We start from the raw sequence: 20,949 nt of genomic DNA on the forward strand, positions 1-20,949 counted from the left end.
GCTCAGGGTCCGTGGCATACGTCGGCGCGGACGTGTACTCCGCACCACGGGGGCAGGTCGACGGACCAGACGCGCCAACCGCTGCCATCCTCGCGCAGCTCCCACCGCCAGGGATGATCGTCACCCGCGAGAAGGTGGGGGCCATCCCACCACACTGCGCGCACCTGCTCCACGACCGTTGCCCGGTCGTCGCCCTGGTGCTCGATGGTCATTTGTCCGACCGCCTCCAGCTTCGACGGTGGCCTCCCTGAGCTTGTCATCTCGGCGCGGTAGTCGCGCCACTGCTGCCGGAGCTCGTCATGACGGCGCTTCGCCAACACCCGCGACATCCCCAGCTCATCCCCGGCGCTGAGCTTCACGAACCACACCGTGACGGCTGCCTCCGGCGTCGCCTCACCTCGCTCCGCCTCCAGCTGCTTCCGCACTGCCCACGACGCGGGTACAGCAACAAGGCCGGCGCAGACGATTGCCACGAGCGCTAAGAGCACCCACGGCCACCGCCGCGCCGGCCAAGCTCGCCGCACCCGGTGCGGCCGCCATCCCGGTAGTTCCTCCCCCATGGTCATCTGCCGACCATACGAAGCGCCCGCGAGAGATCAAAGACCTTCAAGGCGCACGAGGGCTTGAGCTATCTGCCGCATCGACGTGACCACAGCGTCCGCGCCCACAGCTTGGAACGCTGCTGTCTTCGCTGGCTTGTTGGCATACCCAATAACGCTGGCGCCCGCGGCTTTCGCCCCCTCGACGTCGGAGAGCGAGTCGCCGACCAACACACACCGCTCCGGGACGATCCCAAGAGATGCAGACGCGTCGAGGATCGGCGCGGGGTTCGGCTTCATGCGCGAGGGATCGGCGTAAGCCCGACCAACGATCCTGGCGACATGTTGGCTCAGTCGGTGCTCTCTCAGGTAGGTGTCTATCGCCTGCGGCGAGTTGTTGCTGACCACTGCGATGGGCATGTTTAGCTGGCGCGCGGCCACGATTACCTCTCGCCCGTAGGCAGTTGGTTCCGCAGTCGACGCCGCCTTCACCTCCGCTGCGATCAAGGCATCTTCGACAAGGCGCGTCAACTCCTGGTCCGCCGAGTTGCCGGTCTCTCTCAGTACCTCCAGCGGGTCCGATTCTTCGGTTTGCTCGGCCGTGAGCGCCACGCCTTGGCTCGCCAGCAAGTCCAGGAGCTCCCTGGCAACCTGTGGCGCTGGGTAGTTGGCAAAGATGCTGCAAACCGGCCCGTCGAAGTCGAGCAGTAGGGCGCGTGCATCACTGCACAACTGCTCAAGGTCGGCCATCACCCCTCGTACCGGTAGGCGATGGTCGACCACAGGGAGTCGAACCACTGGCGGGATGCCTCCACGAACTGGGTGCCGTGGGAGGTGTCGTCGTCGCTAACGGCGTAGTGGAAGAGCGGCACATCCTTGCCCATGAGGTCGTAGATGGCTGTCGGCTCGCCTTTGATGCTGACGGTTCGCTCGACCGCAGGGTAGAAGCCGAAGAAGACCTCTTCGTCGTTGAGCATGTAGAGCTTGAACTGAGGGGAGCCGCGGTGTATCCGCACCTCGACAGTGGCCGAGCGGATCAGGCCGAGGTCGCCTAGTTCGGAGACCTGGTCGATGATGCCGTCGACCGCTCGCCGGGTGATCCGGTCGGCTCGTTCGCGTACCGCTGGATCATCGGCCTGCGTCTCAGCCCTCGCGGGGAGCGCCATCGGCACCGACATGTCGGAGACCAGCACGCGCACTGCGATCGTCTCGGGAGCGAGCCGGCCCACTCGGACCTTGTCCAACACCTCCGCGAGGGCATCCCGCAGGGTCTCGCCTGAGAAGCCGGCGAAGTCGATGGCTACGTGAGGTCGTTCAAACGCTGCTTCGATGTGGGGCCGTAGCTCGACCGCTCGTTGTGTCTGGGCGCGGACGAAGGCGCCGCTGCCCTGCCTGGTGATGATGAGGCGCTCCGAGCGAAGGATTTCCAGCGCTCGTTTGACAGTCTCGCGTGCTACCCCATATCGGGACGCGAGTTCGGGTTGCGACGGGAGCTTGTCGCCGGGCGCCAGTCGGCGCGTGAGGATGGCAGCCCGAAGCTTGTTCGCGATCTGCTGTGACGCTTGCTTCGGGTCATCGGGGTCAAGTCCCCCCAGGTAATCCCAGTGTTCAGCCACCCAACAAGGCTACTGCTGACTAGCCAAGCTAGGAAACTCCTTCTCCAACTCTTGACCTGACTAGCCAAGCACCCCTAACCTCAATGGCAAGCTACTTGGCTAGCCAGGCAGGCCAAGCCTGGCGCATGAGTTCGGTCGGAACTCGTCCGATCGAACAGGAAGCGCCCAGCGCTAGAGGAGGAATCCATGGCTCTTCGTGGTGGCACGCGGTTCTCGGTTCCGTTCGAGGCGGTTTTCCCTCACGGCGCGGTGTTCGTCCCGGACTCGATCGCGGAGGCGCAGGACTTCGACGAGAAGACGCGGATGCGGACGCCGAGCAAGGACAAGCTGACGGGCCAGCGGGTGTGGCAGTGCCGGGTGATGGACATGGACCCGGAGCTGGGCGCGCGGTCGCGTGAGGTGTCGATCAAGATCCTGGCCGATCACCAGCCGGTGCCGCCGGTGGGGCCGTTCCAGCCGGTGGAGTTCGAGAACCTGACGGTCACGCCCTACGTGGGCAGCAACGGCCGGCTCGCGTTCTCGTACCGGGCGACTGCGCTGGTCGCGCCGAAGACCCTGGCCGAGTCGCGCGGTAAGGCTGCCTGATGGCCACCTACGTCGCGGCGTCGGTGCACGTGAAGCCGGACACGGAGCTGTCGTTTCACGCCTACCCCGAGGACGACCGGGTGACGGTGGACCTCGGGCAGGTACCGGGCGCGGTGACGCTGTTCCTGCCTCGGTCGGAGATCGACCGGTTGGCCGGTGTGCTGGCTGAGGCGCGCGAGTCCCTGTCGGTCCCGTCCGTGAAGGCGGCGGCCTGATCCCTGATGTGGCGCGGGGCGGTCCTGGCCCTAGGAAAGCTTGACCGCCCCGCTGCCCTCTCCAAAACCCTCACGGCCTGGAAGGGCGGGTTCATCATGCCTGTTTTCTTGGACTGGACGCGCGGTGGTGGTGCCGGCGAGTCGGTCCCGTGTGTCATCTGCAACCGGCCGACCATCTGCCGCAGTCCGGCGGGCAAGCCGGTGCACAAGGTCTGCGCCGAGCAGTGGACCGAGCAGCATCGCGCCGACCGGAAGGCGGTGGCCTGATGGTGCGGGCTCCGCTGGTCAACTTCCGCCGTTTCCAGATCACCGCCCCGTGGCCGTTGGTCTGGACCCTCACCGGCCTGTTCCTGCTGTTCCGCCTCGCCGTGCTGGCGGTGCGCTTCGCCGTTTTCGCGGTAGGGCACTGGCGGGCCTGGCCGCTCGTCGCTTTCGCCGTGGTCGCCGCCGAGGTCTATGACTCGCACGGCTGGGTGCCTCACCTCCTGGTCCTCATCGTCCTCGGGGCTGCCGGCGGCCTGTGGTGGTGGCGGGCTCGGGACTCCTTCCACCGCCTGGTGGTGCTCCGGTCGGTGTCGGTGTGGCGCCGGTTGTGGGTGTACCGCCGGCAGTGGCACGAGGTGATGTCGCTGTGCGGCCTGGTGAAGAAGTACGACGGCGGCGAGAAACTGCCGCGGCTGCTGTCGGTGCGGTGCACCTACGCCACCGACGAACTCGTCCTGCGCATGCCGAAGGGGCAGAACCCGGAGGTGTACCAGAAGGCCGCCCGTGACCTGGCGTACTCGTTCGGCACCCGCCACTGCCGGGTGTTCTCGGTGCGCCGGCAGGCCGCCCCGCACCGTTCCGGCCGGCTGGCTTGGCTGCTGCGGCTGGTCGACCGGGTGCGGTTCCGGGACCGGCCCCGGCATGTGTGGCTGGTGTTCATCCGCCGCGATCCGCTGACCCGCATCGTCGCGCCGCTGCCGGTCCCAGCTCGGCCGGACTTCACCGCCCTGCCGCTGGGTCTGCGGGAAGACGTGGCTGTCTACTGCGTGCGGCTGCTCGCCACGCACGTCCTGATCGGTGGCGCGACCCGCATGGGCAAGGGCTCCGTCATCTGGTCCCTTCTGCGGTCGCTCGCCGCCGGTATCCGGTCGGGACTGGTGCGGGTGTGGGCGATCGACCCGAAGGGGGGCATGGAGCTGTCCATCGGCCGGGGCCTGTTCTCCCGCTACGTCGATGACGACTGGTCGCGCATGGCGGACCTCCTGGAAGATGCCGTGGCTCGGATGCGGGCGCGTCAACAGGCGCTGCGCGGCAAGGTCCGAGTCCACACACCGACCGTGGATGAGCCGCTGATCGTCGTCGTTATTGACGAGATCGCCGCGCTGCTGGCGTTCCTCCCGGACAGCGAGATCCGCCAGCGGATCACCCAGGCGCTGGGGTTGCTGCTGTCCCAGGGTGCCGGCCTCGGCGTCCTGGTCGTGGCCGCCACCCAGGACCCGCGCAAGGAAGTCGTGTCTGTCCGGGACCTGTTCCCCACCCGCATCGCCCTCGGGCTGACCGAACGCGGCCACGTCGACCTGATCCTCGGCGACGGCGCGCGCGACCGCGGAGCCCTCGCGGATCAGATCCCGCTGTCGGCCAAGGGCGTGGGCTACGTCCTGCTCGACGGACAGCCCGAACCCGCCCGCGTCCGGTTCTCCTTCCTCGATGACGAGCTGATCCGGGACATGGCCGCGACCTTCCCCGCCCCGCCGGAGGTCCAGCCCGAACCCGAAGCCGTCCCGGCCCCCGTGAAGCCGTCCCCGACCAGCGGCAACGGCCGGCACGTCTACCGGCCCACCCTGCCGAAGCAGGCCGCGCCGCTGCTGCCCCCGTCCCTGCTCAACGCCCTGGACCTCAACACCACCCCGAACGGAGGTGAGCCGCGGTGACCCCCGAATACTCCGACACCCCGGCCCGGATGCCCTACGCCGATGAACCCGATGAGCAAACCCCGGAGCCGCGTCGCTTCTACCGGCTGCGCGCCCCGCACGTCGACAAGACCTCGGTGCCGGTCACGGTCCGGGTCACGCCCGACGCGGATCTCTACGTCGCGGTCGGCTCCGGTCGGCGCCGCATGTACCTCACCCCCTCTGAGGCGTGGGCGCTGTGGCGCTGCCTGTCCGAAGCCGTGGCGTCGACCGGTGAGCCGCCGGAGTGGATCCGCGTGCACATCACCCCCACCACCCGCTGACCTGTCTTGGAGACCGTGATGCGTACCCGTCGACTTGCCCGCCGACCGATCCGCCGAATCTGCCTCGACCTCGCCCACACCGACCCCGACCAGTCCTGCCCCTACTGCGCCCCCGACACCCAGGCCGCCGCGCTCCTCGACGCCGCGCTCACCCGGCACGCCGAGATCGCCGCCGAGGACGCCGAAGCGTGGGGGTGGGCCGCATGAGTCACCAACTGTGGTCCTGGCTGCTGATGGCTGTCGGCGTCACCGGCCTGTGGCTGGCCGGCAAACGCTCCTGGACCGGCTGGGCCGTGGGCCTCGCCGCGCAACTGCTCTGGCTGGCCTACTCGATCACCACCCGGCAGTGGGGGTTCCTCGTCTCCTGCTTCGTCTACGGCGCGGTCTACCTGCGCAACCTGAGCGCCTGGCTCCGCCCCACCCCCGCCCCGCCCCCGCCGGCCGAAAAGGTGACCCGATGCGTCGCTTCCTGAACGCCGACGGCCTGGAAGCCGTCGCCCTGGTCCTCATCCTCCTAGTCGTGGCAGGCACCGCCGGGTGGGCGTCGTTCTCCCACGTCCACGACTGGACCATGCGCCACGTCCCCGACGGCACCCCGGACGCCTTCGGCTGGGCCAACGCCGTGCTCTCCGACCTCGTGCCGGTCGCCTGCCTGCTCGACATCCGCCGCCGTCGCCGCCGCCAGGAACCGATCGGCTACCCGGTGTTCCTGATGCTGGCCTTTGCTTGCTTCTCCCTCGCCGCCCAGCTCGCTGTCGCGGACGCCAGCCCGTCCGGCTGGCTGCTCTCGGCGCTGCCCGCGCTGGCGTTCATGGCCCTGACCAAGCTCGTCTTCTCCGGCTCATCGGCTCCGGCTCCGGCTCCGGCTCCGGCTCCGATTAAGGCCCCCGCCCCAGCTCCGGCCCGAGAGCCGGTCGACGTGGAACCGGTGGACGTGCCCACCGCCCCGGCTCCCGTCCTCACCCCGTCGACCCCGAGCCCGGTTCCCGTTCCGGCGCCTGCTGTCGCCCCAGTTCGGTCCGCTCTCATTTCCTCCGTCGTCCAGACACCCCGCAACGGTCAGGTCTTCGCCTCGGAGGTGACCCGATGACCCGCACCCAGCTCGCCCGCCGCACCCACGCGCAGCACCGCGCCGGTGCCCTGACTCGCCGCATCGTCGGCACCCCTGCCGAGGTCGCCGCGACCGTCGCCGTCCTGCGGGACTCCGGCCGGCTGCTGTTCATGGACCGGACCCAGCAGACCGGCGCCGACCGGGTCACCGTCACCGTCCGGTTCCTCGACACCCCCGGCCCGGCTCCGGCTCCGGTGCGCCGGCTGCGCCGCGGCCCGGTCATCGCCGCCGTCACCGTCTCCACCGTGGGCGTGCTGGCTGGCGTCGGCTACCTCGCCGCCCAGCTCACCCACACCGTCCGGGCCGCCTTCCCCGGCGTTGTGGGCGTCGTCCTGGTCCTCGTCGTCCTCGCGCTCCTGCTGCGGCGCAAGACCCGGTGCGCCGGGCTGCACTGCGCCGGCTGCAACCACTGACCGCCATGACCGCCGAACGGCCCACCTACTGCGCCCGCTGCCGTAGGTGGGCCACGGCCCTCATCGAAGCCGGCCAACCCGGCACCGGCCGCTACCGCGCCGAGACCGCCTGCCCCCGCCACGAACCCGCCGCCCACCGCTGGGCCGGCCGACTCGGTCCTACCCGCTCCACCCCGATCGGCTCCGCACAACCCGCCCTGTTCGATCTCCCGGAGGTGACCCGTTGACCGCCCCGACCCTGCCCGGCCTCACCCCCGCCCCCGACCCGGAAACCGTCGCGGCCGCTGTCGCGCCGGCGCCGGGCTCCCGTGCCGCCCGCCTTGCCCTGCCCATGTCCCGGCGAGTCCTGACCGAGATGGCCGCCGAGTACGGCGTCTGTCTGCGACCGGTCACCCTGCGCCGCACCGACCTGCACACCGGCCAAACCGAAGTCATCGACCTGCCCTGCGGCACCACCCGCGAAGACAAGTGCCCACCCTGCGCCAACCGTGCCCGTCGACTCCGGCAGACCCAGATCCAGGAGGGCTGGCACCGCACCGACGAACCCGTCCCCAGCCCGAACCCGGCGACCGAGGAACAGCGAGAGCTGGTCATGCTCCGCGCTCATCTGGAATTCGCCCGCGACGAAGCCCAACGGGCCGCCCAGTTCGACCAGGTACCCGCGATCGATCAGGCCATCACCGAGGTAGAGGAAGCCATCGCCGCCGAAGGGCTCCGCGGTGCCATCGCTCCCTCGCACGAGCAGGACGACAACCACGGTCGGCGCAAGCGCTCCACCCGCCGCCGCCAGGACGCACCCGACCTGCCCCGCAAGAAGGTCGAACCCCGCACGGTCGGGAAGGTCTACACCGCGCCGGACGGCACCCAGCACCGGCCATCCATGTGGCTGTCGCTCACCCTCGACACCTACGGGCGGGTCCTCCCCGACGGCACGCCCGTTGACCCGGACACCTACGACTACCGGCGAGCAGCGTGGGATGCGGTGCACTTCGCCCGGCTGCTGGATCGGTTCTGGCAGAACCTGCGCCGCTGCGTCGGCTGGAACGTCCAATACGCCGGCTGCGTCGAGCCGCAACGCCGCCTCGCCCCACACGCGCACTTCGCCATCCGAGGCACCATCCCCCGGGCCGTGCTGCGGCAGGTCGCCGCGGCCACCTACCACCAGGTGTGGTGGCCACCCGCTGACGAGCTGGTGTACTCCCTCGACCGGCCGCCCGTGTGGGACGGCGACCGCGGGGAGTGGGTCGACCGCGACACCGGCCAGCCGCTGACCTCGTGGGCTGATGCCCTGGACCTCATCGACACCGACCCCGACGCCACCCCGGCGCACGTGGTCCGCTTCGGTGCCCAGGTCCACGCCGAAGGCGTCACCCCCGGCACCGTCCATGCCAACCGCACCATCGGCTACATCACGAAATACATCACCAAGTCCGCGGCCGACTGCCACAAGGCGGCCAGCGACCGCCAGCGGGACCACCTCGACCGGCTATGGCAACAGCTCCGGGTCACCCCGTGCAACGAGCGGTGCGCCAACTGGCTGCTCTACGGCATCCAACCGAAGAAGGCACACGGGCGCCTGCAAGCCGGCCGGTGCAAGGGCAAAGTCCACCAACGGGCCACCCTCGGCATCGGCGGCCGACGCATCCTCGTCTCCCGCGACTGGTCCGGAAAGACCCTCGCCGACCATCGCGCCGACGCCCGCGCCTGGGTCCGCCGACTCCTCGGCATCACCACCGGCGCCGACGACACCGACCCCGTCGACCAGGAAGACCCGCCCGTCTACGCCTGGGAACTCGCCCGCCCGGAAGACCCCGACATCCCACCCCTGCAACACCGACTCCTGCGAGCCCTGTCCCAGCGCGCCCAATGGAAAGCCGCCCTACTGGCCGCCAGAGACAGGCCGTCACCCGATCCAGCACTGCCCACCGACCAGCCCGCCTGACGGAGAGGACCACATGAGAACTCAGCCCCTGGCCCCGAAGTGGTACTCGCCCGCCGAGGTCGCCGCTCTGCTCGGCTTCGGCTTGTCGAAGGTCAAAATGAAGATCGCCACGGGTGAGCTGCGCTCGGTGAAGGACGGCAAGTACCGCCGGATCCTGCCGGAGTGGGTCGATGAGTACATCCGCGAGCAGGTCGAGCGGCAGGAGGCGGCCTGATGCCCGGACGCACCCGCGCCAACGGCGAAGGATCGATCTTCCCCTACCGCAACGGCTACGCCGCGTACGTCTGGGTTGACAAGCCGGACGGCAAGCGTGATCGCAAGTACGTCTATGGGCAGACCCGCGAGATCGTCCACGAGAAGTGGTTGAAGCTGCACCACCAGGCCAAGGCAGGGCCGGTGGCCACCCGGGTGCCGACGCTTGCCCGCTACCTCGGGTACTGGCTGGAAGAGATCGTGAAACCGAACCTGGCGCCGGCTACGTACGTCTCGTACGAGGGCTTCACCCGGCTCTACATTGTGCCGGGCATCGGCGCGAAGCGGCTCGACCGGTTGCAGGTCAAGGACGTGCAGACCTGGATCAACAAGGTTGCTCGGACGTGCCAGTGCTGCGCCCAGGGCAAGGACGCCGCCAGGCCGCCGGCCAAGCGACGCTGCTGCGCCCTCGGGTCGTGCTGCAACGCCGTCCCTTCCGACAGCGCGATCAAGGGCCTGCGGGCGACGCTGCGGGCCGCGCTCTCTCAGGCCGTGACGGAAGAGCTGGTCAGCAAGAACGTTGCGGCCCTGGTCAAGCTGCGTGCCACCCGCAAGAGGCCGGGCACGGCGTGGGACAGCGACGAGGCGCGCCGGTTCCTGGAAGCGGCACGGGCGGACAACGATCCGATGTATGCGGCATGGGTGCTGCTCCTGGTGCTCGGGCTGCGCCGTGGTGAACTTCTCGGCCTCGGCTGGGACGACATCGACCAGGCGACCGGCGAGCTCAACGTCTCCTGGCAGCTCCAGCGCATCGGCGGGCAGCTGGTGCGCCGCGAGACCAAGACGGCGGAATCCGACGCGTCGATGCCGCTGCCCGACATCTGTCGGACCGCCTTGGCCATTCGCCGCGCAGAGCAGGTAGCGGACCGGAAGGCGGCCGGCGAGGTGTGGCAGAAGTCGTCACTGGTGTTCACCACCCGATTCGGCACGCCGATTGAGCCGCGGAACTTCAACCGGGCCTGGGAAGCTCGGATCCGCCGCTATGGTCTCCGGGAGATCACTCCGCACGGCGCCCGGCGAACCTGCGCAAGCATCCTGGCCGATCTCGACGTGCATCCGCGGGTGGCGATGCAGATCCTCCGGCACGCCGATTTCAAGGTCACGATGGAGATCTACACGCGGGTCAGCTCGAAGCAGACTCGTGAGGCGTTGAAGCGCCTGGGCGATCGGATGAACGGCACGGAATCGGCATGACCGCTGCTGTACTTTGCTGCTGTATCCCACGAAACAGGGGCCGTCTCGGTCTCCCGAAACGGCCCCTCACCTGCTGTGCGCCCGAAGGGACTCGAACCCCTAACCTTCTGATCCGTAGTCAGATGCTCTATCCATTGAGCTACGGGCGCTTGCTGCTCGGCCAGTCTACACACCGGCTTTTGCGCGGAGACTCCGGGATTCGAACCCGGGAGGGGCTTTAAGACCCCAACCGCATTAGCAGTGCGGCGCCATAGACCAGACTAGGCGAAGTCTCCCTGGTGGCCCGGAGACCACCGCGCCCGAGGATACAGGTCCGTACCCACCCGGAGCAAAGCGACTACCGGGAAGGGCCCGCCTCCAGCGTTTTCGCCGTGTGCCAGGTCACGCTCGGGTCTACGCTCCATCGATATGCACGAGCAGCCGCCGAGCGATCCGCCCCGTCGCGAGCCCGCCCCCCAGGCCCGGCGGCGCCGCTCCCCGCGCCCGACCTTCACTCCGCCGCCCACCCCGGATCCCGCGCCGGCCGAGGCGGCGGACGACACGCCCCCGCGGCCCCGGATCGCGCCGACCGTCCTGTTCCAGCCACCCGACCCGGCGCAGGCCGCCCCGCCCGCCGCGGCCGCGCCGGCGGCCCCGCACCAGCGCCCGCCCGCGGAGGCCGCCGCCGGTCCGGGCACGCCGGCCGGCGTCGTCGCCCCCACCGACCCGGGTACGCCGGCCGTCGCGCCGCCACCGGCCACCGTCCCCGCCGATGAGGCGGTGATCGAGGAGGCCCCGAAGCGGACCCGCCGTGCAACGGCCCCGAAGAAGGCCACCCCGGCGAAGAAGCCGACGCCTGCGGCGCGGAAGCCGGCTTCCACCGCCGAGGCTCCCGTGGCGGCTCCCGATTCGGTGCCAGCTTCAGAAGCCCCGGCACCCCGGGCGACCGCACCCGGAGCCGATGCGGTGGGGCCGGCCGGAGCGGCCACGGAGACCGTCACGCCGGCGCGGAGCGACCGGGCGCGGAAGAGCACCAAGGCCACCCCGGCGAAGAAGGCCGCCCCGGCGAAACGGACACCGGCCCGCCGCGCCTCCGCCACCCCGGCCCCCGTCCAGCCGGACGTCGCCGCCCCACCGTTCCCCGCCCGGGAGGTCGTCCCCGTGGCGGCCGTACCGGTCGGCCGGCAGGTGGAAGGGCAGGGCTGGCGGGAGCTCACGGCCCGCGTACTCGATCACCCTGGCTTCGCTCCCGAACTGCTGGCCCTCGCCGCGGTGGACGCCCTCGGTCCGCGCGCCGCCGCCTGGGTGGGGCGGACCCGTGACGCCTATCCCGACGCCGACGCGGACGGGCTGGCCCGGCTGGTGACCCGGCGGTTCGTCCGGCTGGCCGGCACGGGTGGTGCGCTCGCGGCGGGCGCCGGGCTGTTCGCGCCGGTGGCGGAGCTCACGGCGGTGCTCTGGACCCAGGCCAACCTGGTGCTGCACCTGGCCGCCGTCTACGGCCGGGACCCGGCGCATCCGGACCGGGTGGCCGAGCTGCTGGTGCTGACGCAGGTGCACCCGGACGCCGGCACGGCCCGCGCCGCGCTGGACGGGCTGCGCTCGGCCGGCGCTCCGGTGGAGGGGTCGCTGTCCCGGGTGGCCGAGGCGGCCTGGCGGCTGGCCACCCCGCTGGCCGCACAGGCCGCCGGCTGGCTGGCCCTCCGGCTGGCCGCACGGCTGCTCCCCGGTGCGGCGGCCCTGGCCGCGGCGACCGGCGACGCGACGGCGGCCGAACGCCTGGCCGCCCGCGCCACCACCCTCTACCGACCGGCCCGCCGCTGATCCACTCCAGCTCGGCGAGGTGGCGCGGTCCCGCACCCGGGGAGACCGCCACCTCCCGCGAGCTGGTGGCGGGCCCGCGTCAGAGCCAGCCGAACCAGGACCTCGGGAGAAGGGCGTAGCCGACGAAGGCGACCACGTCGAGCAGGGTGTGCGCGACGATCAGCGGCCCGACCCGGCGGGTGCGCAGGTAGAACAGGCCGAAGATCACGCCCATCACGGCGTTGCCGAGGAACGCGCCGAAGCCCTGGTAGAGGTGGTAGGACCCGCGCAGCACGGCACTCGCCGCGAGCACGGCGCCGAGCCGCCACTGGAGCTGCCGCAGCCGGGTGACCAGGTAGCCGACCACGATCACCTCCTCCAGCACGGCGTTCTGCACGGCGGCGAGGATGAGCACCGGCACCGCCCACCAGAGGTGCGGCAGGGCGGCCGGGACGAGGGTGGCGTTGATCCCGAGCTGGGCGGCCGCCCAGAAGAGGGCCAGGCCGGGCAGGCCGATCAGCGCCGCCAGCCCGGCGCCGCGGGCCAGGTCCGACCCGGGCCGGGTGAGGTCGGCGCCGAGCGCCCGCGCCGGGTCGCCGGGGTCGCGCGCCAGCAGGTGTACGGCGAGCAGCACCGGCAGCAGCGCGAAGAGGATCCCGAGGAGCTGGTACGTCAGGTCGAGGTACGGCCGGGCCGACGCGGAGGTGTTGAGCGCGGCGGTCTGCTTCGACAGCCCGCCCGTGGCGGTCAGCTTGGCGACCAGCGAGACCAGGGCGTACACGGCCGACTGGCCGAGGGAGAGGCCGAGCACGAGCAGCGTCTCGGTGCCCAGGGTCCGGCGGGAGACCGGACGGGTCAGCTCGTCAACCGTCACCGGACCACTGTGCCGCACCCGGCGGGCGCTCGGCACGTCCCGGCGGCCAGGTGAGCCGATCGCACATTCTGTGCGACCGGCCCGCACGCTCCGTGGAGATTCTGTGGGGGCCGATCCGCCCGTCCGGAGAAGGAGCGTGCCCTGTGGAGAACTTCGCGCGGTTGCTGAAGGAGAGCTGGACCCTGGTCGAGGGGGACCGGGAGCGGCTCAGCGGTCACTTCTACGCCCGGCTGTTCCTCCTCGACCCGGCTCTGCGCGGCCTCTTCCCGGTGCAGATGAACGGTCAGGGTGACCGGATCCTGGAGGCGATCGTCACCGCCACCCAGACGGTCGACGACCCGGAGAGCTTCGACGAGTACCTGCGCGCGCTGGGCCGGGACCACCGGAAGTTCCACGTCGAGGCGAGCCACTACGCGACCATGGGCGTCGCCCTGCTGGACGCGCTGCGCAGCACGGCGGGGGACGGCTGGAACCTGGAGTACGACCAGGCGTGGCGGGAGGCGTACGCGAGCATCACCGAGCGGATGCTGGCGGGTGCGGCGGCCGACGACAACCCGCCGTTCTGGCACGCCGAAGTGCTCACCCACGAGCGGCACGGCCCCGACACGGCGGTACTGACCGTGCGCGCCCTCCAGCACCCGATGAGCTGGCAGGCCGGCCAGTACGTGAGCGTCGAGGCGCCCCGCTACCACCCGCGGGTGTGGCGGACGTACTCGGTGGCGAACGCCCCGAACGAGGAGAACGTGCTGGAGTTCCACGTGCGGACACCGGCCGGGGCGGCGGGCTGGCTGTCCGGGGCGCTGGTGCGCCGGACCCGGCCGGGCGACCTGCTGCGGGTGGCCGCGCCGATGGGTTCGATGACCCTGGACCGGGCGTCGACGCGGGACATCCTCTGCGTGGCGGGCGGGGTCGGGCTGGCCCCGATCAAGGCGCTGGTGGAGGAGCTGACCCGGGTCAACCGGACCCGCTGGGTGCACGTCTTCTACGGGGCGCGGCGGCCGGCGGACCTGTACGGGTTGCCCGGCCTGGAGAAGCTGGTGGCCGCCCACCCGTGGCTGTCGGTGACCCCGGCGTGCAGCGACGACCCGGGCTTCGACGGCGAACTCGGCGCCATCTCCGACGTGGTCACCCGCTACGGGCCGTGGACCACCCACGACTGCTACGTCTCCGGCTCGGCGGCGATGGTCCGGGCGACGCTGCGCGCGCTGGCCGCCGACGACGTGCCGCCGGACAACATCCGCTACGACACCTTCGGCAACCTGTAGACCTTGCTCCCCCCGAGCCGGGTCGCGTGCCCCTGCCCCCTGGGGCACGCGACCCGGCCCCCGTTCACCGGTGTGCGGGTCGGGCCGGCAACCGGCCCGCGCACCGGAGTTCCGGCGGGTCAGTAGCGCCAGGGGGTGCCGCTCTCCCGGTACTCCTCGACCGGCACCAGCGGCACGCCGGGGGCCATCCGGTCGGCGTACAGGCGACCCTCCAGGTGGTCGATCTCGTGGGCGACCAGCCGCGCCATGGCGTACTCGAAGGAGGTGATGACGCGGCTGCCGTCCCACTGGGCGTGCTCGACGTCGATCCGCAGCGGCCGGGGCACCAGACCGCGGTGGTCGAAGAAGGAGAGGCAGCCCTCGTACTGCTCGTCGATGTCCCGGGAGCTGTCCACCACCCGGGGGTTGAGCAGCACGACGGGTTCGGCGGCCCGGTCGGCGGGGCGGACCAGGGCGGCGGCCCAGCCGAGCCCGAGCTGCGGCGCGGCGATGCCGACGCCCTTGCTGAACGGGTGCAGCTCGTCGAGGCGGACCAGCAGGCCGGAGAGCCGGTCGACCACGTCCCGGGCGAGTTGTTCCTCGCGCGGCAGGTCGAACTGGCGGGCGGGCTGCCGGAGCAGGTCGTCGCCGCGCTGCACGATGCCGACGGCGCGCATCCGGTCGCTGGCCCGGAGGCGGGTGCCGGGGGCCGGCCCGTCGGGCTCGACGTCGGGGGGCTGGCTGCGGAACCGCCACTGCATCCGGTAGCGGGCGTTCAGCGGCGGGTCGTCGGTCGCCCACTCGAAGATCGCCCGGCCGCCGCCGTCGTCGGTGCGCAGGATCGGGGTACGCAGCGGGCCCTCCTCGGCGGAGAGGGAGGTCTCCGCGCCCCACACCTTCGGGTCGAGGTCGGCGGGGAGGTCGAGGCGCACGGCGAGGTGCCGGGTGGGCAGGCGTACGGCGCGCTGGAACCAGGGGCCCCACTTGTCCCGCCCGACGCGGTACGCGTACTCGATGGTGGCCCGGTCGCCGGGATAGAGCGGGAAGCGGCCCTCGTCGTTCTCGAAGAGCAGCCAGATCTCCTTGAACGCGTCCCGGTCGTGCTTGGCGCGCCAGTGCATCGGCTCCCGCGCGCCCCCGTCGTCCCGGTAGGCGGTGAGTTGCAGCTCGGCGAAGGTGAGCGGGTGCTCCCGGTGGTGCCGGTTGGAGCGGCCCGGGTCGTTGGGGTAGCGGTCGACGGCGACCCGGACCAGGTAGCGGGTGACCGGTTCGGTGCCGGCGTTGTACAGCTCGCGCCGGATGGCGCAGTGGTAGCCGTCGCCGGTGTACGTGAGGGTGGCGGTCTCGCGCTCGACCACCAGCCCGGTGCCGGGCGGCAGCCACTGGCCGGGCACGGGCGGGTCCCGGTGCGACCCTCCGGACCGGCCGTGCCGCAGCTCGTCGTACTCCCGGAAGCGCTGCCAGATCGCGCCGCTGGCCTCCAGGACGGCCTCGGCGCGGCGGGCGAAGTCCTCGGTGGGCCGGTGCCGGCGCCCCTCGACGTGGCTCACGTACGACGGGTCGAAGCCCATCAGCGTCGCCAACTGCTTCTTGGACAGCCCGCGGCCGGTGCGCTGCCGGGCGAGTTCGGCCGCGAACGAGTCGGCGGCACGCTCGATGGGTGAGGTCGTCATCGGCTTCCTCGTACGCGGGAAGACCATTTTCACGTTCGGTGGCCGAACGTGTACGGAAACTGCCTCGTATTCGACACTCGCCTTGACAATTCAGCGGTGCCCGTCGATGCTTGCGCCGCCTGCCGCCCCGCTCGGCGGCGTTTTCCGCCCATCCCGCCGGGTAGTACGCGACGGGCGACGGAGTGAGCGGGACCTCTCTTCCGAGCCCCCGGGACCACTTCCCTCCACCGGGAAGCTGTGGTTAGGCTAGCCTTAGTCCGAGCCGGCGACACGCGACGGCCGGTGGGGCGACCAGACAGGGGACGACCAGGTGACTGCGGTGATGCCGGGGCGGGACGTCGCCACCCCGTTCGCCCCGGTCACGGCGACCCTGCGCGCCATGTTCGGCACCGACGACCTGCCCGGGCTCGCGCCCGGCCTGCTGGTCACCGACGGCGCGCCGCACTGGGCCCCGGCGACCCGGCTGATCGACGGCACCCTGCTTCCCGAGTTCCTTCGTGCGGCGGGCCGGCGCTGGGGTGGCACCCCGCACGCCTGCGCCGCGCTGGCCTGGAAGTCCTACAGCTACTGGACGGCGCTGCCGGCCGTGCTCGGCTGGGCCTCGGCCCGGCGGGTGCCGCTGCTCGACCCGGCCGACGTGCTGGTCCACTTCGAGGACCACCACCAGCTGCTGACCCTCGGCCTGCGCAGCTCGACCACCGTCGCGGTGCTTCCCGGCGACCCCCTGGCACTGGCGGGCGTCCCCGGCGTCCGGGTTGTCGCCGACGAGGCCGCGCTGCTCGACGCCCTGCGCGCCACGCTGCTCGACGCCCACTTCGCCCCGCTGATCGAGGCGATCCAGGGCGAGGTCCGGATCGGCACCCGTACCCTGCTCGGCTCGGTCGCCTCCGGCATCGCGCACGGCATCCTGCGCGCCTCGGACGCGCTTCCCGGCTCCTCCACCGGAACCATCACCACGCTGCTGGACACGCTCGACCTGAGCGACCTGATCGAGCTGGTGCCCGGTCCGGCGGGCGAGCCGACCGTGCAGCGGCGCACCTGCTGCCTGGCCTTCACCCTGCCCCGGCCGAAGATCTGCCAGGGCTGCTGCGTCCGCCAGGCCTGACCCGCCGCCGTCCCGGTCAGTCGACCAGGGGACGCACGTCCCAGAGCCAGACCCCGCCGGTGAACGTCGGCGTGATCCCGGTCAGCTCGGTCATCCCCCGGTACAGCGAGCCGGCCTGCTGCAGTCGCGGGTCGAGGACCACCGCGCCCGCCCGCCAGTACCGGAGGTCGTCGACGGCGGCCACCCGGTCCTGGGGCGTGATCGGCGGCACCGCGTCGGTCTTCCGGATGGTGGTGAAGAAGGTGCTCGTGGGACGGGGTGGGGCGGTGAAGAGGGCGACCCGGCCCGCGCCGGGGCGCGTGTCCGGATAGAGGAAGTAGCCGCGGGCCAGCGGCATGTCCAGCCGGGTCTCGGCGGACCAGCGCAGCGGGACGGCGTAGGTAGTGTCGGGCAGCGGGAGCGTGACGATGCTGCGGCCGTCGGCCACGTAGGGCCGCCAGGCGCTGGAGGTGACGAAGCTCGGGGTGGGGTCGAGGCGTACCGCGGGCAGCGGGGTGGGCAGGAGCGGCAGCAGCGCCATGGTGAGCACCGTGGCGGTGGCGAACCGGATCTGGTGCCGGGCGCCCGGGTGCCGCCGGGCCAGCCGCCGCACGTGCTCGGCGCCGAGCGCGAGCAGGACGCCGACGATCGGGGTGAGCGCCAGCGACCACCGGGTGGGCACCACCGAGTGCAGGATCGGCAGGTGTTCCAGCGCCGCCCAGGGGCCGGGGATGCCGGTGTCCCGCCCGTCGAAGCGGATCTCCCGGCCGAGCGAGAACAGCACGAAGACCGCGCCGACGGCGGCCAGGCCGAGCACCACGACGTTGCGGCGCAACCACCAGACCAGCGCGACCACCAGCACGGCGAGCGGCCAGCCGAAGAACGCGTTCTCCTCGGTGGCGTTCTTGGCCAGCCAGACGCTGCCCCGCGCGTCGCCCGCCAGGGACTCCCGGGACCAGGCGACGTAGGAGGCCAGGTCGGTGCGGTAGCCCCGGATCAGCGTGGAGAGCCCCTGGTAGGCGCCGGGTCCGAAGAACTGGACGGAGAGCGGGTACGCCAGCAGCACCCCGGAGAACACGGCGGCCACGGCGAGCCCGGCGCCGAAGGGCCGGGCGGCCGTACGCAGTTCGGGCCGGCCGAGGGCGAGCGCCAGCACCACGACGCCCAGGCCGATGGCGGTCATCAGCAGGATCTCGAGGTTGAGGAAGGCCTGCCAGACGATCAGCAGGCCGAGCAGCACACCGTTGCGCAGCCAGCGGCCCGGCTCGGCGAGGCGCAGCGTCCGCCAGACGAGCAGGGGCACCACGAACTGGCTGACGATGTTGGGGTGGGCGTTGGCGTGCGAGACCATGGCCGGCGCGAACGCGCAGAAGCCGGCGCCCAGCCAAGCCGGGCCGCGAGCTCCGATGAGCACCCGGGAGAGGACGAAATACCAGGCCACGCCGGTGGCGGCCATTCCCAGGGTGAGAAAGAGCAGGAATGACCAGCGGGGCCCGAACAGGACGGTGACCGGCGTCATTGGCAGCGAAATGGATAATACGGACGTATTCGCCATGAGATTGACGCCGTCCGGCACATTCATCCGGTCCGACGTGAAGGGATAGGCGAAATCGGTCACAACCCGCGCACCGTGCGCCATCATCCACTCGAACTGCGCCTGATCGGTGCGGTTGTCCCGGACCCCGTTCGCCGGGTCCAGCCAGAGCCGGGCGGTGATCCAGAAGGCGAGCAGCACGAAACTGAGCACGGCGACGGCGTCGACCCACCTGCCCTGCCCCGGTCGTCCGCCCTCGTCGGGCCCGTCCTCGGCGGCACCACCCGCGGCCGCGTCCGATTCAGGAGTAGTCATGACAATTCAGAGCGTAGTCAGGGTATGGCAGGGCCGTGACATGTTTCTGGGTACTGGCGTACTATGTGCCGGGTTCGCCTACCGCCGATCACGTGCCCACCCCCGACCACAATTCGGCCACCCCCGGTGCCCCGATTCCCCCGCCGTCCATCCGGATGGTTGACTCTGTCGGTCCAGGCGCGGGTCAGTCATATCGTGAGGAATCGACGCATGGCAGAAATCACTGGGGATCAGCGCGTCCAGTCGGAGGTGCTCGAAGGGCTCGCGACGGCGGTCAACCACCGTCGCTGGTTCGTCGAGCTCGCCGTGCCCTACCTCGGTGACAACCCCATCGAGATCGGCAGCGGGCTGGGCGACTACGTCCTCGAGTGGTCCGAGCACATCCCTCGCATCACCGCCACCGAGGCGGACCCGGACCGCCTGGTCCGGCTGAAGGAGCGGCTGGCCGACCACCCGGCCATCGAGGTCCGGCAGATGCTGCTGCCGCACTCGGAGCGCGGCGACTACAGCGCTGCCGTGTCGTACAACGTGCTGGAGCACATCGACGACCACGTGGGCGCGCTGCGCAGCATGCGCGACCTGGTCCGGCCCGGCGGCGCGGTGATCATCATCGTGCCCGCGTTCCAGTTCGCCATGAGCCCGGCCGACATCGCCACCGGCCACGTGCGCCGCTACACGAGGAAGACCCTGACCGCGGCGATGACCGAGGCGGGCCTCACCGTCGAGAAGATCCACTACGCGAACGCGCTCGGCCTGATCGGCTACTTCATGGCCACCAAGGTCTTCCGGCTGATGCCGAAGGAGGGCCCCATGGTGAAGGTCTACGACACCCTGGTCCTCCCGGCCACCAAGGCCGCCGAGCAGCGCGTCCGGCCGCCGTTCGGCCAGTCGGTCTTCGCGGTCGCCCGCGTACCGGGCTGACCGGGCCGGGGCCTCCGCGGGTGCGGAGGCCCCGTCGCCTCACTCCTTGACCTGGTACGTCGGGCGGATGACCGCCCGGGCCAGGGTGTGGAAGGCCAGGTTGAAGCCGACGTACCCGGGGCTGGCCCCCTTGCCCACGTCGAGCCGCTCCACGTCGACGGCGTGCACCGCGAAGACGTACCGGTGGGGACGGTCGCCGGCCGGCGGGGCGGCACCGCCGTAGCCGGTGTCGCCGTAGTCGTTGCGGATGCTGAAGGCGCCACCGAGGTCGCTCTCCCCGACCCCGGTCGGCAGCTCGGTGGTCGAGGCGGGCACGTCCACCAGCACCCAGTGCCAGAAGCCGCTGCCGGTCGGCGCGTCCGGGTCGAAGCAGGTGACCACGAAACTCCTGGTCTCGTCCGGGAAGCCCGACCAGGCCAGGTGCGGGGAGAGGTTCTCGCCGCCGGCGCTGCCGTGCGCGTACCGGGCGTCCATCGGCTCGCCGTTGTGCACGTCGTCACTGGTCAGGTTGAACGACGGCACCGTCGGCAGCAGCTCGTACGGGTCCGGGGCGATCGGTCGTTCCAGGCTCATCGAAACGGTCCTTCCGGGTGCGCGCGAATGTCCTGCGCCCCTTCATACCCCCTCGGCGGCCCGAATCGAACCGGATGCCCCCGGTGTCCGGACAAGCTGCTGCTCGACGAGGGATGACGGACCTGACGGTCGGGGGCGGAGGGTGTGGGATTCGAACCCACGAAGACATCGCTGCCTTACCGGTTTTCAAGACCAGCGCCATCGGCCACTAGGCGAACCCTCCCTGCCACGTCCCCGACGGGGTACGCGGCCGTGCCTAGTCTGCCACGGCCGGTGAAACCGGCGAGCCACCGTCCCACCCCTGCTGTCAGGATGCTTCCGTGTGGGAGACCCCGGCGGTGGTGCTGATCAGTGGAATCATGGCGGCCGGCAAGTCCACTGTGGCCGACCTGCTGGCCCGGCGGCTGCCGCGCGCGGTGCACCTGCGCGGTGACGTCTTCCGGCGCATGATCGTCAGCGGGCGCGCGGCGATGACCGCCGGGCTCACCGACGAGGCGTGGCGGCAGCTCCGGCTCCGCTACGACCTCGCCGCGTCGGCCGCCGACCGGTACGCCGCCGCGGGCTTCACCGTCGTACTCCAGGACGTGGTGCTCGGTGCGGAGCTGCCGGCCCTGGTCGAGCGGATCCGGCACCGGCCGCTGGCCGTGGTGGTGCTCGCTCCCCGCGCCGACGTGGTCGCCGCCCGCGAACGGGACCGGCCCAAGCAGGGGTACGGCGACTGGCCGGTGGCCGACCTGGACGCCGACTTCCGTTCCACCACGCCACGGATCGGGCTCTGGCTGGACACCTCGGCGCAGACCCCGGAGGAGACGGTGGACGAGATCCTGGCCCGGGCGTGGACGGCGGGCCGGATCGGGTAAGACT

At 71.4% G+C, this 20,949-nt stretch carries 24 protein-coding genes and 3 tRNA genes; 17 read left to right on the top strand and 10 right to left on the bottom strand.

All coding sequences use genetic code 11. The features are described from left to right. Positions 1-2: 2 nt before the first annotated feature. The 3 genes from GCE86_RS24655 to GCE86_RS24665 all read right to left on the bottom strand — a co-directional run bounded on the left by GCE86_RS24655 (position 3) and on the right by GCE86_RS24665 (position 2,155). Positions 3-359: a hypothetical protein gene (locus GCE86_RS24655; protein ID WP_154229117.1), complete on the bottom strand. Its 357-nt coding sequence runs from the start codon at positions 357-359 to the stop codon at positions 3-5. A gap of 237 nt (positions 360-596) precedes the next feature. After that, positions 597-1,292 (bottom strand): HAD family hydrolase, encoded by a 696-nt coding sequence (locus GCE86_RS24660; RefSeq protein WP_154229118.1) that lies wholly within the window; start codon positions 1,290-1,292, stop codon positions 597-599. Next, positions 1,289-2,155, bottom strand: coding sequence for a GntR family transcriptional regulator (locus GCE86_RS24665; protein ID WP_154229119.1), 867 nt, complete (start codon positions 2,153-2,155; stop codon positions 1,289-1,291). Before GCE86_RS24665 ends, GCE86_RS24660 begins: the two co-directional genes overlap by 4 nt. Positions 2,156-2,341: 186 nt before the next feature. Between GCE86_RS24665 and GCE86_RS24670 the strand changes: the two genes are divergently transcribed. The 12 genes from GCE86_RS24670 to GCE86_RS24720 all read left to right on the top strand — a co-directional run bounded on the left by GCE86_RS24670 (position 2,342) and on the right by GCE86_RS24720 (position 10,085). Then, positions 2,342-2,740, top strand: coding sequence for a transcriptional regulator (locus GCE86_RS24670; RefSeq protein ID WP_154229120.1), 399 nt, complete (start codon positions 2,342-2,344; stop codon positions 2,738-2,740). Next, a complete protein-coding gene (locus GCE86_RS24675; protein WP_239542966.1) occupies positions 2,740-2,955 on the top strand; it encodes a hypothetical protein in 216 nt (71 codons plus the stop codon). The genes GCE86_RS24670 and GCE86_RS24675 overlap by 1 nt, the downstream gene beginning before the upstream one ends. Positions 2,956-3,051: 96 nt before the next feature. Beyond that, positions 3,052-3,222 (top strand): hypothetical protein, encoded by a 171-nt coding sequence (locus GCE86_RS31735; protein WP_167537071.1) that lies wholly within the window; start codon positions 3,052-3,054, stop codon positions 3,220-3,222. Next, positions 3,222-4,871, top strand: a complete 1,650-nt coding sequence (locus GCE86_RS24680) for an FtsK/SpoIIIE domain-containing protein (protein WP_154229122.1) — start codon at positions 3,222-3,224, stop codon at positions 4,869-4,871. The genes GCE86_RS31735 and GCE86_RS24680 overlap by 1 nt, the downstream gene beginning before the upstream one ends. After that, positions 4,868-5,173 (top strand): spread protein, encoded by a 306-nt coding sequence (locus GCE86_RS24685; protein WP_244317059.1) that lies wholly within the window; start codon positions 4,868-4,870, stop codon positions 5,171-5,173. Before GCE86_RS24680 ends, GCE86_RS24685 begins: the two co-directional genes overlap by 4 nt. A gap of 18 nt (positions 5,174-5,191) precedes the next feature. Beyond that, on the top strand, positions 5,192-5,380 hold the full coding sequence (locus GCE86_RS24690; protein ID WP_154229123.1) for a hypothetical protein: 189 nt from the start codon (positions 5,192-5,194) through the stop codon (positions 5,378-5,380). Then, complete coding sequence (locus GCE86_RS24695; RefSeq protein WP_154229124.1) at positions 5,377-5,646, top strand: hypothetical protein; 270 nt, start codon at positions 5,377-5,379, stop codon at positions 5,644-5,646. The genes GCE86_RS24690 and GCE86_RS24695 overlap by 4 nt, the downstream gene beginning before the upstream one ends. Next, entirely contained in the window at positions 5,631-6,263 is a 633-nt protein-coding gene (locus GCE86_RS24700) for a hypothetical protein (RefSeq protein WP_154229125.1), read from the top strand. Before GCE86_RS24695 ends, GCE86_RS24700 begins: the two co-directional genes overlap by 16 nt. Beyond that, positions 6,260-6,697, top strand: a complete 438-nt coding sequence (locus GCE86_RS24705) for a hypothetical protein (protein WP_154229126.1) — start codon at positions 6,260-6,262, stop codon at positions 6,695-6,697. The genes GCE86_RS24700 and GCE86_RS24705 overlap by 4 nt, the downstream gene beginning before the upstream one ends. A 223-nt stretch (positions 6,698-6,920) precedes the next feature. Continuing rightward, complete coding sequence (locus tag GCE86_RS24710; protein ID WP_154229127.1) at positions 6,921-8,639, top strand: replication initiator; 1,719 nt, start codon at positions 6,921-6,923, stop codon at positions 8,637-8,639. Between the two features lie 13 nt (positions 8,640-8,652). Next, positions 8,653-8,853: an excisionase family DNA-binding protein gene (locus GCE86_RS24715; protein ID WP_013477449.1), complete on the top strand. Its 201-nt coding sequence runs from the start codon at positions 8,653-8,655 to the stop codon at positions 8,851-8,853. Further along, entirely contained in the window at positions 8,853-10,085 is a 1,233-nt protein-coding gene (locus GCE86_RS24720) for a site-specific integrase (protein ID WP_154229128.1), read from the top strand. Before GCE86_RS24715 ends, GCE86_RS24720 begins: the two co-directional genes overlap by 1 nt. A gap of 76 nt (positions 10,086-10,161) precedes the next feature. On the opposite strand, the gene GCE86_RS24725 is transcribed toward GCE86_RS24720, so the two are convergent. After that, a tRNA-Arg gene (locus GCE86_RS24725) sits at positions 10,162-10,234 on the bottom strand. A 35-nt stretch (positions 10,235-10,269) separates the two neighbouring features. Continuing rightward, positions 10,270-10,360 (bottom strand) — tRNA-Ser (locus tag GCE86_RS24730). A 133-nt stretch (positions 10,361-10,493) separates the two neighbouring features. Between GCE86_RS24730 and GCE86_RS32200 the strand changes: the two genes are divergently transcribed. Next, positions 10,494-11,888 (top strand): hypothetical protein, encoded by a 1,395-nt coding sequence (locus GCE86_RS32200; protein ID WP_154229129.1) that lies wholly within the window; start codon positions 10,494-10,496, stop codon positions 11,886-11,888. Positions 11,889-11,967: 79 nt separating this feature from the next. Here the strand turns inward: GCE86_RS32200 and GCE86_RS24740 are convergent, their stop codons facing one another. Further along, positions 11,968-12,741 carry a CPBP family intramembrane glutamic endopeptidase gene (locus GCE86_RS24740; RefSeq protein WP_154229130.1) on the bottom strand — a complete coding sequence of 258 codons (774 nt, stop codon included), beginning with the start codon at positions 12,739-12,741 and terminating at the stop codon, positions 11,968-11,970. Positions 12,742-12,884: 143 nt separating this feature from the next. Between GCE86_RS24740 and GCE86_RS24745 the strand changes: the two genes are divergently transcribed. Then, positions 12,885-14,006: a globin domain-containing protein gene (locus tag GCE86_RS24745; protein ID WP_154229131.1), complete on the top strand. Its 1,122-nt coding sequence runs from the start codon at positions 12,885-12,887 to the stop codon at positions 14,004-14,006. Positions 14,007-14,125: 119 nt separating this feature from the next. On the opposite strand, the gene GCE86_RS24750 is transcribed toward GCE86_RS24745, so the two are convergent. Continuing rightward, positions 14,126-15,658, bottom strand: a complete 1,533-nt coding sequence (locus GCE86_RS24750; RefSeq protein WP_154229132.1) for a peptide deformylase — start codon at positions 15,656-15,658, stop codon at positions 14,126-14,128. 322 nt (positions 15,659-15,980) lie between these two features. Between GCE86_RS24750 and GCE86_RS24755 the strand changes: the two genes are divergently transcribed. Beyond that, positions 15,981-16,763 carry an IucA/IucC family C-terminal-domain containing protein gene (locus tag GCE86_RS24755; RefSeq protein ID WP_154230661.1) on the top strand — a complete coding sequence of 261 codons (783 nt, stop codon included), beginning with the start codon at positions 15,981-15,983 and terminating at the stop codon, positions 16,761-16,763. Between the two features lie 16 nt (positions 16,764-16,779). Here the strand turns inward: GCE86_RS24755 and GCE86_RS24760 are convergent, their stop codons facing one another. Continuing rightward, the gene (locus tag GCE86_RS24760; RefSeq protein WP_154229133.1) at positions 16,780-18,591 is read right to left on the bottom strand and encodes a glycosyltransferase family protein; all 1,812 of its coding nucleotides are present in this window, start codon (positions 18,589-18,591) and stop codon (positions 16,780-16,782) included. A gap of 210 nt (positions 18,592-18,801) precedes the next feature. Here GCE86_RS24760 and GCE86_RS24765 point away from each other — a divergent pair, with 210 nt between their 5' ends. Then, positions 18,802-19,512: a class I SAM-dependent methyltransferase gene (locus GCE86_RS24765; protein WP_154229134.1), complete on the top strand. Its 711-nt coding sequence runs from the start codon at positions 18,802-18,804 to the stop codon at positions 19,510-19,512. A gap of 39 nt (positions 19,513-19,551) precedes the next feature. On the opposite strand, the gene GCE86_RS24770 is transcribed toward GCE86_RS24765, so the two are convergent. Then, positions 19,552-20,085: a YbhB/YbcL family Raf kinase inhibitor-like protein gene (locus tag GCE86_RS24770; RefSeq protein WP_154229135.1), complete on the bottom strand. Its 534-nt coding sequence runs from the start codon at positions 20,083-20,085 to the stop codon at positions 19,552-19,554. A gap of 136 nt (positions 20,086-20,221) precedes the next feature. Beyond that, positions 20,222-20,308 (bottom strand) — tRNA-Ser (locus GCE86_RS24775). Between the two features lie 97 nt (positions 20,309-20,405). Here GCE86_RS24775 and GCE86_RS24780 point away from each other — a divergent pair. Next, positions 20,406-20,945: an AAA family ATPase gene (locus tag GCE86_RS24780; protein WP_244317061.1), complete on the top strand. Its 540-nt coding sequence runs from the start codon at positions 20,406-20,408 to the stop codon at positions 20,943-20,945. Positions 20,946-20,949: the final 4 nt, after the last annotated feature.

The organism is Micromonospora terminaliae, from assembly GCF_009671205.1.
In the GTDB taxonomy this organism is placed as follows: domain Bacteria; phylum Actinomycetota; class Actinomycetes; order Mycobacteriales; family Micromonosporaceae; genus Micromonospora; species Micromonospora terminaliae.

Coding starts and splice junctions, on each gene's coding strand:
- GCE86_RS24695 (WP_154229124.1), top strand. CDS start 5,377: ATGAGTCACCAACTGTGGTCCTGGCTGCTGATGGCTGTCGGCGTCACC.
- GCE86_RS24675 (WP_239542966.1), top strand. CDS start 2,740: ATGGCCACCTACGTCGCGGCGTCGGTGCACGTGAAGCCGGACACGGAG.
- GCE86_RS24705 (WP_154229126.1), top strand. CDS start 6,260: ATGACCCGCACCCAGCTCGCCCGCCGCACCCACGCGCAGCACCGCGCC.
- GCE86_RS24715 (WP_013477449.1), top strand. CDS start 8,653: ATGAGAACTCAGCCCCTGGCCCCGAAGTGGTACTCGCCCGCCGAGGTC.
- GCE86_RS24680 (WP_154229122.1), top strand. CDS start 3,222: ATGGTGCGGGCTCCGCTGGTCAACTTCCGCCGTTTCCAGATCACCGCC.
- GCE86_RS32200 (WP_154229129.1), top strand. CDS start 10,494: ATGCACGAGCAGCCGCCGAGCGATCCGCCCCGTCGCGAGCCCGCCCCC.
- GCE86_RS24720 (WP_154229128.1), top strand. CDS start 8,853: ATGCCCGGACGCACCCGCGCCAACGGCGAAGGATCGATCTTCCCCTAC.
- GCE86_RS24755 (WP_154230661.1), top strand. CDS start 15,981: ATGCCGGGGCGGGACGTCGCCACCCCGTTCGCCCCGGTCACGGCGACC.
- GCE86_RS24690 (WP_154229123.1), top strand. CDS start 5,192: ATGCGTACCCGTCGACTTGCCCGCCGACCGATCCGCCGAATCTGCCTC.
- GCE86_RS24700 (WP_154229125.1), top strand. CDS start 5,631: ATGCGTCGCTTCCTGAACGCCGACGGCCTGGAAGCCGTCGCCCTGGTC.
- GCE86_RS24770 (WP_154229135.1), bottom strand. CDS start 20,085: ATGAGCCTGGAACGACCGATCGCCCCGGACCCGTACGAGCTGCTGCCG.
- GCE86_RS24670 (WP_154229120.1), top strand. CDS start 2,342: ATGGCTCTTCGTGGTGGCACGCGGTTCTCGGTTCCGTTCGAGGCGGTT.
- GCE86_RS24765 (WP_154229134.1), top strand. CDS start 18,802: ATGGCAGAAATCACTGGGGATCAGCGCGTCCAGTCGGAGGTGCTCGAA.
- GCE86_RS24750 (WP_154229132.1), bottom strand. CDS start 15,658: ATGACGACCTCACCCATCGAGCGTGCCGCCGACTCGTTCGCGGCCGAA.
- GCE86_RS24760 (WP_154229133.1), bottom strand. CDS start 18,591: ATGACTACTCCTGAATCGGACGCGGCCGCGGGTGGTGCCGCCGAGGAC.
- GCE86_RS31735 (WP_167537071.1), top strand. CDS start 3,052: ATGCCTGTTTTCTTGGACTGGACGCGCGGTGGTGGTGCCGGCGAGTCG.